Genomic DNA, 12,888 nt, shown 5'->3' with positions numbered 1-12,888 from the left:
TCTTTGCTTTCGCTAAATTTTGAGGTGGGGATCTTACCGTCCGCAAATAGCGGGGTAAAATAATCTTGTATCTCTGTTATACATGATTTTAAGTAAATTGTAAAAAGGATATATTGGCCAATTTGCATATTGAAGCTGAAAATCTATCATCCTGCAAAAACATGAAACGATATGTAATTGATCATAAATGACTAAATAAATCCACATAAAAAAACAAAACAACTTACATTTTATCACACCAAATACAAATGACTTCAGTACAATAAAATGGAATATACTAGAAGAAGACTTAAAATGAGGAGGAACTCTATGGCGCGTTGTACGTATTGTAAAACGAAGTGGACAATAAAAGATGTATGGTCAATACTCGTGACATTTGAAAAAGATTGCCCGTATTGTTTTGGAAGGCAGTATCTATCAAATGACACCTTTCATCATGCTAATGCCGCTCTACCTTTATTATTCTTATGTCCTTTACTTGTTGATTTAAGCGATGAAAACCCTTTGGATAAATACATTAAATAATATGACCGCTACATTCTACTAAGTCTTCTTCTCATCATTATCCCTTCAGACACTACTCGCATAATTGCATATGATTTCCCTTTTAAAACTTACTATAAAAATATTGTAAAATTTCAGTTAATTATATATAATTGCTTTAGCATAAAGATTAAAGATGCTGTTACATACGCATTTTTGAAGATCCCGTAGCTCAGCAGGGAGAGCGCCACCTTGACAGGGTGGAGGTCGTGAGTTCGAGCCTCTCCGGGGTCATAAAAAAAAGAGAAACCGTATCAACCTTCTACGTGATATGGTTTCTCTTTTTTATCTAAATCAATCACTTCCCACGAAACATCTTCTCCAAAGACTTCGCATTAGCAAACAATACTTCTTTCAAGTTATCATCTGCAACGATTTTATAGTCGCCATCTTTGTTTTTCTTTAAGTTCAATGTAACTTCGCGAGTTGCCATGATTGCATCTTTATCTGATAAGTGTTTGACGATTGCTGATGTCATCGTTTTTTCGATTGCTTTTTCAGATTGCTCTTTGTCTTCGCTAAAAGCGCTAGCGAAGGCCATTGGCATAACTTCTCCCACTGCTTTTGTTACAGCAACGGATAGATCAGCAGATGTAATTTTCACTTTCACTTCTGCTTTGTCATCCTTTTTCGATACTTCTTCTAGCTTTTCAAATTTAAAGTTTTTCGTAATTGCACTCAGCATTGCTTTTGCCTCAGCATCATCTGTTTTTTCATTTAGTTTGTTAAATTCCTTGTCACTCTCAACAAATGTACGAGCCTTTTCTATATCACCTTTTTGTATCGCTGTTAAAAATTCTTCTGTCGTATCTTTCGGATTTGCACACCCTGCTAAAACACCTACTGTTAATCCTACTACCATCATTAACAGTAATAGTTTCTTTATCTTTTGCACGCTCATTCTCCTCTTATCTTTTCTAGTAAGTCAGCATTATATAATAGTATGAAACTGACATTACAAACATTTTTTAGTATAGCATTTATATGATTTATTTTCTATTCATTCCCAAAATATTAAGAGCCTTGCAGCTTTCCTACAAGGCTCTTTTCTATCAATCCGTATCCGTAGCACAGATGAACCACATTTTCTGCTCCTTACTATCTAACACCATCCAAGTAACATCCCACGCAACATCATAAAACCAATCTGTCCAAGGGCTATAGCTTTCAAAAACTTTAATATCTTCGTATCGATCTTGGAACATATATTGACATAGATTAACTGCTAATTGTTTTGCGATAACTGGTCGTTTCTTAAATGTTTCATATGCTCCACCCGACAAAATTTGAGCGGCAATGCTACCATCAAGCATGACTGCCCATTGCTCTTTAAAATGAAACTTATATTTTTCTGACGTATGTATTTTTAACTCTTCTAAGCTATTGATTATATCTAAAGAGTTACAGATTCTTCTAAAGAAGTGTTCGTGTCCATCTTTCCAATATGGTATTTCTTTGAAAAAATTTTCGTTATTTACTTTAAAACAGCTTATAACCGCTCCGCCATTTACGTTTTGTTCCTTGAATGTATGTATGAGTTTCTCAATAGATAAGTCATTCGTTTCTATTTTTTCAAACGTTCCCTCTTTCCATCTCATAACGCCCACTACTCTCTATTAAAAATTTGTTTCTTCATTATAAATAGCAAAATAAAAACCAGCAACTTTAAGGTTGCTGGCCTATCTCTTATTCATATTCGATAAAACAATAACAATTGCACCAAGTACATAATGCCCCGCTACCATCCACATAGTCCGATGAAAGACCATAAGCGATAACCAAAGCGATATATTGATAGAAGCAAATAAAACGTATAAAATGAAGTCTCTCTTTTGTAGCGCTTCTCGATTCATCAAAATATAAATTGCGCCGATTGGCGGAAGGATGAAGCAAAGGAAAAAAACAAACATTTTTCTTAACGACCATGGATAAGTTACTGTCTGCATATGAGTCCCCTTTTCACTTTATAGTACATGTAACATCGGTCTTACTACTCTATATTCGTCACTATAAGGCTCCTTTATGATTAAAGATGAGTGAGGATTTTTTTCTTCCTCTATCATTGTGAATACTTCTGTTTTTTCTTGTACTATGTTGGATTCACTGTTTTTAGTAGGTTTTTTACTTGTTTCAATTTTCTTCGTTACTTCTCCGAGCCTTTGTCCAACTTTTTCAGCTTCGGCAGGTTCATTCGTAACATAGTATTCTTGGTGCTCCCATACTAACATAGGTGGCACTTGTTCTCGTTTGTTACATATTATATAAGTAATACTAGCTATAAGTAGTAGGCATGTTAATAAAAAGAAGATAGTTTTTTTATTCATATACTATGCTCCCTGTCTATCATTTTATTAAATTATATAATATCCATTATATGTAGTAAATGGATGTCGTGGGAATTTTCGGATTTTACATCAAAAAGAAAAACCTTACTACAGTAAGGTTCCATTTTTATATTCTATAGTGATTGATTTATTAAAACGATCATTACGATAATCGCTATAAACATAACGACTAAACAGCCGATCATTTTATAAAAGCCTCTTTTCGTTAACGTCCCACCTTGAACGTCTTTTCGAATAAATAAGAATACGGCTAAAAATAATACAAGTCCAATGCCAAAAGCATACATCATTTGCATATGTTAATCTTCCTTTCTCTCTTCCATCTTAATATCTTTTCGATAAAACAACAAATGAGATAAAAACTGTACTCATCGTAAGTGCCATAAGTATGTTTAATAGTTCAACCGCAGATAGTGTAATTACGTGTAGATTTAAACCGAAAGAGAAAAGAAGGTAATATGCCGTTAGCGCAAAAAAGCTGAAGAACATTCCTTTATAACGAATAAGTTTCATTCGCTCATCTTTTTCTTTAAATTGCGGGTGTAAGTAACTTAAGCAGAAACACATAATCATCATCGTAAGTACTGTATACGTTGGAGCCGGTGGTGCGGAATGCGTCATTATGCCCGCTAATACCATGGTTCCACTCATAATAAAGAAAATAATTCCCATAATTAAAAAGTACTTTTGTGAATAATTCATCCCTATTCCCCCTCTTCTTTTCCTTCATAAATAAATACATGTTCTATCGTTGTCTGAAATGTTTTTGCTATTTCAAATGCTAACGGAAGTGATGGATCATATTTTCCCTTTTCAATTGAAATGATGGTTTGCCTGGAAACTCCAAGTTTCTCAGCCAATTTTTCTTGAGATAGTCCAAATTTTTTTCGGTATTCAACCATTTTATTTTCCAAGGAAATTTCTCCCTCCTTCCTTACAGTGAGTATATATGTAAAGCAACCTTTACGTCAAGTTTCCTTTACATGCATTTTAGTTTGTTTCACTCTATTTATATAGAAGAAACTTTTCAATTTCAGCACGTCTATTTTGAAATGAAACGCGGAACACTGTAAATAATTGTTACTATATCTTCTCCTCTCTATTTTTTAAATTTAATATCTCCCTATTTGTTTTATCCTTTTAAAATATTTCATTCATCTCTTTATTCCACGAAATGCGTTATTGGTTTTACGGTGTTTTTCGTCATATTTATAGAAACTAACTGTTTATGAAGCATTTTTTATGTTTAGCAACTTTTTTTGTAGAAATCCTTCACTTTCCTTTCAATATTTAACACTATCTAAATAAAGTTTACGATAAATTCATAATTTTTTATTTTTTATACTATATTCCGTTATATTGTTGTATAATATCAATGAAAGCGCTTATTATTTCAATATACATAATTCGAACTCATTTTTATCGAAACATTCTAATTATTATACTTATATTTACATGCAACAATTTTAGTTATTCGTGTAGGTATACCAAATATATCCACCCCATTTTTCTGTGAAATTACTTTATAACATGAAAGATTAACTTGGGTGATAAGTTATTGTGAATGTTTTTTTACAAAACAGATAAGTAATAGTGTTTGGTATTATGTAAATTATTGTAATAACATAAGAATAAAGAAAACATTTACATTGATTGTTGGTTCATCAATTATTGAAAAGAGCAAAATGCACCTTTTGTTTGGAAAAAGGATTATATGCATTGGGAGGTTTAAACAAATGACGAGGAAGAATACAACGACAAACCCTTGGGCCAAGTTCCATGGTCCGAACCTTGGTTATGTTATTGAGCAATATGATCTTTACGTAACTGGAGCAGGTTCTGTTGATCCGGAATTACAAGAGCTTTTTGAAATTTTTGGAGCTCCTTCGTTTCAAGATGATGTCGTAACAGGGGACAACACAGCAACACATTTTTCTCCTCAAAACACAGGGAACATTGAAAAAATTCTTAAAGTCGTTCAGCTTGTTGAACAAATTCGTTCATTCGGGCATACGTTGGCTCACATCAATCCGATGGAAGATGCTGCTAATGGACAATCTCTTCTTGAGAAAGCAATGAACGAACTGAGCGATGCTGACTTGAAAGCGATTCCAGCGAAAACAGTATGGCAAGATGCACCAGAAGGTATTCACACTGCACTTGATGTAATTCATAGATTAAAAGACGTTTATACAAAATCTTTAGCTTATGAATTTTCTCATATACAAGATAGTGAAGAACGCGCGTGGTTGCATCAAATGGTGGAATCAAATTCATTGCGTCAACCACTATCAAATAAAAAACGAACTGCTCTTTTAAAACGTTTAACAGCTGTTGAAGGTTTCGAGCAATTCTTGCATAAAACATTCGTTGGGCAAAAGCGTTTCTCTATCGAGGGCGTTGATATGCTTGTACCTGTTCTAGATGAAATTGTTCTCGAAGGTGCAAAGGGCGGCGTAGAAGATGTCATGATTGGTATGGCTCACCGCGGTCGTCTAAGCGTACTTGCACACGTATTAGAAAAACCATATAGTCACATGTTTGCTGAGTTCAAACATGCAAAAATAGAAGGCGCAGTGGCAAATTCTGGCTGGACTGGTGACGTGAAATACCATTTAGGTAGAGAACAAGTCGTTAGTAACGAAGAAGTTAGCACTCGCGTTACATTAGCAAATAACCCAAGTCACCTTGAGTTCGTTAACCCTGTTGTAGAAGGTTTTGCACGTGCGGCTCAAGAGAATCGTAAAAAATCTGGTCTTCCAGAACAAGATACTTCAAAATCATTCGTAATTTTAGTTCATGGTGATGCTGCATTCCCTGGTCAAGGTATTGTATCTGAAACGTTGAACTTAAGCAGATTGAACGCGTACCAAACAGGCGGAACAATTCATGTTATCGCAAACAATGCAGTTGGCTTTACGACTGATAGCTATGATTCTCGTTCTACGAAATATTCAAGTGACCTTGCAAAAGGTTTCGATATTCCGATTGTTCACGTGAACGCTGATGATCCAGAAGCTTGTCTTGCTGCTGCTAACCTTGCGATTCAATATCGTATATTGTTCAAAAAAGACTTCTTAATCGATTTAATTGGTTACCGCCGCTACGGTCATAACGAAATGGATGACCCAGCAGTTACGCAACCACAAGTGTACAAAAAGATTAAAAATCACCCAACTGTAAGAGCTATTTATGCAGATCAATTACAAGCTGCTGGTGTTCTAAATGCAGATGAGGTTGAAACAATGACTCAGTTTATACAAGAGCAATTAAAATCTGACTATGCACAAGTACCGCCAGCTGATACGAGCGCTGCAACAATTGACGTTAAAGTGCCAGATGTTGTTGCAAAAGGCATTCAGCCAATTGATACTGGTGTTGAGATTGACTCACTTCGTGCAATTAATGAAGGTCTACTATCTTGGCCAGAAGGCTTTAACGTATATCCGAAAGTAAAGAAAATTCTTGAACGCCGTAAAGACGCTCTTGAAGAGAACGGTAAAATTGAATGGGCACTTGCTGAGTCATTAGCATTCGCTTCTATTTTACAAGAAGGTACGCCAATTCGTTTAACTGGTCAAGATTCACAGCGTGGTACATTCGCGCACCGTCATATCGTATTACACGATACTGATACAAATGAAACATATTCACCATTACATCGCTTACCAAACATTAATGCATCCTTCTCTGTTCATAACAGTCCGTTATCAGAAGCTGCTGTTGTTGGTTACGAGTATGGTTATAACGTATTCGCTCCAGAAACTCTTGTTATGTGGGAAGCGCAATATGGTGACTTCTCAAATACTGCGCAAGCATTATTTGATCAATATGTTTCAGCAGGAAGAGCAAAATGGGGTCAAAAATCTGGTTTAGTTCTTCTATTACCGCACGGTTATGAAGGTCAAGGACCAGAGCATTCTAGTGCACGTCCAGAGCGATTCTTACAGTTAGCCGCTGAGAATAACTGGACAGTTGCAAACTTAACGAGCGCGGCACAATACTTCCATATTTTACGTCGTCAAGCATCTATCTTAGGAACAGACGCTGTTCGACCATTAGTATTGATGACGCCAAAGAGTTTATTACGTCACCCACTTACGCTTTCAACTGCTAGTCAGTTAAGCGAAGGACGTTTCCAACCTGCTCTAGAACAAGAAAACCTTGGCATGAAACCAACTAAAGTAAAACGTCTTGTTTTAAGCACAGGTAAAATGGCGATTGACTTAGCAGCAGAAATTGAGTCTGGTAAACATGAGTATAACTTAGATGAAGTTCATGTCGTTCGTATTGAACAGCTGTACCCATTCCCTGCTGAGAAAGTTCAATCTATTATTAAACGCTTTAAAAACTTAGAAGAAATTATTTGGGTTCAAGAAGAACCTCGTAATATGGGCGCATGGCATTACATGGCTCCAATTCTGTTTGAACTTGCTGGAGATAAAGTGAAAACAGGTTACATTGGACGCCCAGATCGCTCTAGCCCATCTGGTGGCGATCCATTCGCTCACAAAGCTGAGCAAGAACTAATTGTTGCACACGCTTTAGATGTGAAGTATAACTTCCGTCAAGATAAACAAGAAATTGAAGTTTTCAGCAACTGAAAGTAATAATGAAGGTTTCTAGCTTGCTCCCCGGACAGATATTCTGCCCGGGGGCAGGCTAACAAATGGAGATTACCGAAGACAAAAGAAGAAAAAACACACCGTTAGGCAAATAAGGGGAGGACATTTAAAATGATCGAAATTAAAGTACCTGAGCTTGCAGAATCTATTACTGAAGGAACTATCTCACAATGGCTTATCAACGTAGGCGACAAAGTTGAGAAAGGTGGCAGCGTTGTTGAGCTTGAAACTGATAAAGTCAATGTAGAAATCATTGCAGAAGATTCAGGTATTGTATCGAAGTTACTAGGCGAACCTGGGGATACAGTTGAAGTTGGTGCAACTATCGCAATTTTAGATGCAAACGGAGCACCAGTTGCAGTAAGTACACCTGCACCGGCTGCTGAACAGCCAAAACAAGAAACAACTGAAGCACCGAAAGCTGCGGCACCAAATGCTGAGCAAACTACAACTTTACAAGGTTTACCGAATACGAACCGTCCTATCGCATCACCAGCTGCTAGAAAAATGGCTCGTGAATTAGGTATCGACTTAAACGACGTACGTAGCACAGATCCACTTGGACGTGTGAGACCACACGATGTACAAGCTCATGCTGCCGCACCAAAAGAAGCACCAGCTGCTCCAAAAAGTCCAGCTCCTGCTCCAGTTGCAAAAACGGAATTCGAAAAACCAGTTGAGCGCGTGAAAATGTCCCGCCGCCGTCAAACAATTGCAAAACGCCTTGTAGAAGTTCAACAAACATCTGCAATGTTAACAACATTTAACGAAGTTGATATGACTGCAATCATGGAATTACGTAAAGAGCGTAAAGATGCTTTCGAGAAAAAACATGATGTACGTCTTGGCTTCATGTCATTCTTCACAAAAGCAGTTGTTGCAGCATTAAAACAATTCCCATTATTAAATGCTGAAATTCAAGGCGATGAGCTTATCATTAAAAAATTCTATGATATCGGTATTGCAGTAGCAGCTCCAGATGGATTAGTTGTTCCAGTTGTACGCGATGCTAACCAATTAAACTTCGCTGAAATCGAAAGCGAAATTCGTAATTTAGGTATGAAAGCACGCGATAACAAACTTTCATTAAAAGAGTTACAAGGTGGTACATTCACAATTACAAACGGTGGTGTATTCGGTTCTCTAATGTCAACACCAATCCTAAACAGCCCACAAGTAGGTATTTTAGGAATGCACAAAATCCAAGTACGTCCAGTTGCAATTGATGCAGAACGTATGGAAAACCGTCCAATGATGTACATCGCTTTATCTTACGATCACCGTATTGTTGATGGTAAAGAAGCAGTTAGCTTCCTTGTTGCTGTTAAAGATATGCTTGAAGATCCAAAATCATTATTATTAGAAGGTTGATAGATTAATAATCTATTACAGGCTGTAGAATGAATTATTCTACAGCCTTTTTTTATTGCATTCATATGGGACAAATTTCATTACATAAGCTAATAATGTATGCCTAGAACGTAAGGAGGATTAAAATGAATAACCTTCCAATTGATGCAAAACTTAAAGCAAATAAGGATACTTTTTTCCTCCCCGACTCAAACGGGGGTGTCTATTTTCGAAATAATGCCAGTTCATTTCGTATGGACGGTGATGGAATTTACAACTGGATTGAAAAATTAATGCCAATGTTTAACGGGAATTATTCTTTAGCAGAAATAACCGATGGTCTCCCTCTCCCCTATCAAAATCGTGTATTTGAAATTGGAGAGATTTTATATGAAAATGGTTTCGTTCGGGATGTAAGTCAAGATGCACCTCATGAATTAAATAGCGCATTACTTGATAGATACGCTTCACAAATTGAATTTTTAGAAGCTGATTCTCATTCAGGCGCTCTAAAATTCGAAACGTATCGCGCGGCAAACGTCCTTATAATTGGTTCTGGAGATATGCTTACTTCCTTAGTTTCTTCTTTATTAGAATCAGGATTACCTACCTTTCATTACCTTGTTACAGATTATGAGGAAACAAATTACGATCGCATTCATGAGCTAGTAGAACTTGCACATGAAGTTGATGATCATGTCCTAGTTCAGGAAATAGATACGACAATTGATCGTCCCCTGCATGAAGTGTTCGAGCCTTTCGACTGGATTTTGTATGTTTCTCAAAATGGAGATATTGAAGGCCTAAGAGCAGTTCACACGATTTGTAGAGAAGTAGGAAAGAACTTCATACCTGCCGTCTGTTTATCAGCACTTGGTATAGCCGGCCCTATCGTAACAGCTAATCGTGAAGAATGCTGGGAATCCGCATGGCATCGGCTACATGAAACGACTTTACAAAATGAACATTCATCAGCATCATTTTCACCACTTCCATCTGCAATGTTAGCAAATATAATCGTATTTGAATTACTTAAGCATGTCGCTGATGATTCTTACCGAGAAAAAGAACCACAATTCTTTTTATTAAATTACGAAACACTCGAAGGAGCATGGCATCCTTTTATAAAACATCCTCTCGCAACTGATGAAAGTTTTACAATTGATACGATAGAAAATCTTTCTGAACAACTTGAGCAGCGGTCCAACCAACATACCTCAACTGATTTATTCCGCTTTTTCGACTCATTAACTTCTAAAGAAGCTGGTTTATTCCATGTATGGGATGAACAAGATTCATATCAATTACCGTTATCACAATGCCATATTCAAGTAGCTACTCCACTATCAGATGGTCCTGCTTCCCTCCTGCCTCTTATGACTTGTGGTGGTTTAACTCATAATGAAGCGCGCCGAGAAGCTGGTTTAGCAGGAATTGAAACATATGTAGCGGAAATTATGCACCGCCTTATTCCTGAACATAATGATATCGGTATTGGCGCTGGAGAAACGATGACAGAAGGTGTATACCGGGCGCTACAACAACATTTAAATAATAAATTGTATGAGCGGCAGTCACATATGCTAGAAGAAATTACGACGATTGATTTAACTGCAATTCATGATAAACATTGTAGATTTTATTACGATGCTCTCTCTACAATTCATGAACCTCCTAAAATAGCAATGAGTGAAGAGATTCTCAGCTTTCCTGTCGTTTGGGTCGGTATAAATGATCGCTGGTACGGTGCATCTAATATTAATATGACGTTAGCCTTACGAAACGCACTACAACTATCACTACTTCATATTCAAAATGAAGAGACTCCTTACAGAGCTAATATCTTGCCTGAATCCTCTATTATTTTATATGACACGGATTCTTTTAGAGTGGAAATACAAGCGGAAGAAGAAGTTCCAGGTGTGCAATCTGTGCAGCTTGCCTTGCAACATTTAGAAGAACATAATTTTTATCCATTCGTGTTTGATTTAGCCATTGAATCATTTTTGAAAGAAAACTTAGATGGTGTGTACGGTGTATTAATTGCAAAGGAGGACAGTCTATGACTCAAAATATATTGCTTATAGGAGATGGCTTACTTGCAAACTATGTACATGATCAACTATGCAAACAATATTCTATCATTCGCCAACATAACCTTACAGAAGAACTCCCTGAAAATATTCATCTCGCTCTCGTATTACATGATGGCTCTCCTTCTACTATTCATCATGATGCCGAGCTAATGTTTCGATCGAATCATATTCCATGGCTACGTGCATTCACTTCATTTGGTGAAGGTATTATCGGTCCTTACATTCATCCTCTTGCAACTGGCTGTTCCAACTGCTCTGATGGACGCCGATTTATCGCTGGATTTGATCAACAAGAAATGTGGGCACTACAGCGGAAATATGCGTTAAAGGCAGATAATGTAACAAGGCGTGATGTACGTGCCACCCAAAATGGTATGTTACAAATGTGCCATCTTATTCGTGCAGAAACAGAGAAAATATTAACTCATAACCATTCTTCTTTAGAAAATGAACTCATTTTACTAAACTTACAAACACTGCAATGTACGCGGCATTCTTTTCTTCCCGATCCGCTCTGCCCTGTATGTAGCAATTTGCCTGATGATACGGCAGATGCAGCAGCGATTTCGTTACAACCGAGCTTAAAAACAAGCGAAGCAGCATATCGCTGTCGTTCCATTCATGAACTAAACACATTTTTAACGAGAGATTATTTAGATTATCGCGTCGGTATGTTGAACGGAAAAATGCAGCATTCTTTATTACCATTTGCTGACGTTATTATAAACATGCCATTAATGTTTGGAAATGAAGGTGTTGCAGGCCGAACTCATTCATTTGCAATGAGTGAAGCGACTGCTATTTTAGAAGGTTTAGAACGATATTGTGGTATGTCACCTCGAGGAAAAAAGACAAATGTACACGGCAGTTTTCGTGAGTTAGAGGATCATGCACTTAATCCCCTCTTGCTCGGTGTACATACAAATGAACATTATAATCGTAATAGTTTTCCGTTTAAACCGTTTGATCCTGACTATGAACAAAACTGGGTATGGGGCTACTCTTTATTACAAAACCGGCCACTTTTAGTTCCTGAATCAATTGCTTATTATAGCCTCGGTCATCGAGATGCTTTCGTGTATGAAACATCAAATGGATGTGCAATTGGTGGTAGTTTAGAAGAAGCAATTTTTCATGGCATTTTAGAAATTGTAGAGCGTGACGCCTTTTTGCTCACTTGGTATGCCGAATTACCTCTCCCTCGCCTTGATCTTAGTTCAGCAAATGATACGGAATTACAATTAATGATTCAGCGGCTGTACACGATTACTGGGTATGAATTACATGCTTTTAACGCAACGATGGAACACGGTATCCCAAGCTTATGGGTAATTGCGAAAAATACGCGTGAAAATGGAATGAACGTTGTTTGTGCGGGAGGCTCTCATTTAGACCCTGTCCGCGCTTTAAAGAGTGCCATCCATGAAATAGCAGGCATGTTACTAATAGCAGACGATGAACTCGAACAAAAAAGAGAGCACTACGAAAACTGCTTACAAGACCCTTATCTCGTAAATAAAATGGAAGACCATAGTATGCTGTACGGATTAAAAGAAGCAGAAGAACGTCTTCACTTTCTTTTACGTGACGATGCCCCGGTGCAATCGTTCCAAGAAATGAATGCATTACAATCAGTTGATCTAGATTTAACATCCGATCTTCATCAACTTTTAAACCGCCTGCAGCAATCTGGACTTGACGTAATCGTTGTAGATCAAACAGTACCTCTTATAGAAAAAAACGGATTACATTGCGTAAAAGTCATTATTCCAGGCATGTTACCGATGACGTTCGGTCACCATCTCATTCGAGTTACAGGACTGGATAGAGTATATACTGTGCCGATGACACTTGGATATACAAACGAACCTTTAACGAATGAACAATTAAATCCACATCCGCATCCGTTTCCATAGTAAAGGGGGGGAT

Annotated in this window: 12 protein-coding genes and 1 tRNA gene; 6 read left to right on the top strand and 7 right to left on the bottom strand. The window is 37.2% G+C overall.

All coding sequences use genetic code 11. From position 1 onward, the window contains the following. The first annotated feature begins 309 nt into the window (after nt 1-309). Nucleotides 310-525: a hypothetical protein gene (locus GFJ36_RS05785; RefSeq protein ID WP_048526759.1), complete on the top strand. Its 216-nt coding sequence runs from the start codon at nt 310-312 to the stop codon at nt 523-525. A gap of 179 nt (nt 526-704) precedes the next feature. Beyond that, a tRNA-Val gene (locus tag GFJ36_RS05780) sits at nt 705-777 on the top strand. Nucleotides 778-841: 64 nt separating this feature from the next. Here the strand turns inward: GFJ36_RS05780 and GFJ36_RS05775 are convergent. The 7 genes from GFJ36_RS05775 to GFJ36_RS05745 all read right to left on the bottom strand — a co-directional run bounded on the left by GFJ36_RS05775 (nt 842) and on the right by GFJ36_RS05745 (nt 3,802). Continuing rightward, a complete protein-coding gene (locus GFJ36_RS05775) occupies nt 842-1,438 on the bottom strand; it encodes a hypothetical protein (RefSeq protein ID WP_141542783.1) in 597 nt (198 codons plus the stop codon). A 157-nt stretch (nt 1,439-1,595) separates the two neighbouring features. After that, nucleotides 1,596-2,141 (bottom strand): hypothetical protein, encoded by a 546-nt coding sequence (locus GFJ36_RS05770; protein WP_141542784.1) that lies wholly within the window; start codon nt 2,139-2,141, stop codon nt 1,596-1,598. Nucleotides 2,142-2,222: 81 nt separating this feature from the next. Further along, entirely contained in the window at nt 2,223-2,489 is a 267-nt protein-coding gene (locus GFJ36_RS05765; protein ID WP_097890417.1) for a hypothetical protein, read from the bottom strand. An 18-nt stretch (nt 2,490-2,507) separates the two neighbouring features. Next, nucleotides 2,508-2,867 (bottom strand): hypothetical protein, encoded by a 360-nt coding sequence (locus GFJ36_RS05760; RefSeq protein ID WP_088062537.1) that lies wholly within the window; start codon nt 2,865-2,867, stop codon nt 2,508-2,510. A 134-nt stretch (nt 2,868-3,001) separates the two neighbouring features. Then, nucleotides 3,002-3,184: a DUF3976 domain-containing protein gene (locus GFJ36_RS05755; protein WP_001178300.1), complete on the bottom strand. Its 183-nt coding sequence runs from the start codon at nt 3,182-3,184 to the stop codon at nt 3,002-3,004. 28 nt (nt 3,185-3,212) lie between these two features. After that, complete coding sequence (locus tag GFJ36_RS05750) at nt 3,213-3,590, bottom strand: permease (RefSeq protein ID WP_088062535.1); 378 nt, start codon at nt 3,588-3,590, stop codon at nt 3,213-3,215. Between the two features lie 2 nt (nt 3,591-3,592). After that, on the bottom strand, nt 3,593-3,802 hold the full coding sequence (locus tag GFJ36_RS05745; RefSeq protein ID WP_000428506.1) for a helix-turn-helix transcriptional regulator: 210 nt from the start codon (nt 3,800-3,802) through the stop codon (nt 3,593-3,595). A gap of 822 nt (nt 3,803-4,624) precedes the next feature. Here GFJ36_RS05745 and odhA point away from each other — a divergent pair. From odhA to GFJ36_RS05725, 4 genes are all read left to right on the top strand, one after another. Further along, nucleotides 4,625-7,492 (top strand): 2-oxoglutarate dehydrogenase E1 component, encoded by a 2,868-nt coding sequence (odhA, locus tag GFJ36_RS05740; RefSeq protein ID WP_088062533.1) that lies wholly within the window; start codon nt 4,625-4,627, stop codon nt 7,490-7,492. Between the two features lie 132 nt (nt 7,493-7,624). Further along, nucleotides 7,625-8,884: a 2-oxoglutarate dehydrogenase complex dihydrolipoyllysine-residue succinyltransferase gene (odhB, locus tag GFJ36_RS05735; protein ID WP_000569906.1), complete on the top strand. Its 1,260-nt coding sequence runs from the start codon at nt 7,625-7,627 to the stop codon at nt 8,882-8,884. Nucleotides 8,885-9,009: 125 nt separating this feature from the next. After that, a complete protein-coding gene (locus tag GFJ36_RS05730) occupies nt 9,010-10,929 on the top strand; it encodes a putative thiazole-containing bacteriocin maturation protein (protein WP_088062531.1) in 1,920 nt (639 codons plus the stop codon). Further along, nucleotides 10,926-12,875, top strand: a complete 1,950-nt coding sequence (locus tag GFJ36_RS05725; RefSeq protein WP_087984771.1) for a TOMM precursor leader peptide-binding protein — start codon at nt 10,926-10,928, stop codon at nt 12,873-12,875. Before GFJ36_RS05730 ends, GFJ36_RS05725 begins: the two co-directional genes overlap by 4 nt. Nucleotides 12,876-12,888 lie beyond the last annotated feature (13 nt).

Source organism: Bacillus sp. EE-W1, from assembly GCF_009760835.1.
Classification (GTDB): Bacteria; Bacillota; Bacilli; order Bacillales; family Bacillaceae_G; genus Bacillus_A; species Bacillus_A wiedmannii.
The sequence above is the reverse complement of the archived record's forward strand: the minus strand, read 5'-3'. Positions and strand labels throughout refer to the sequence as shown.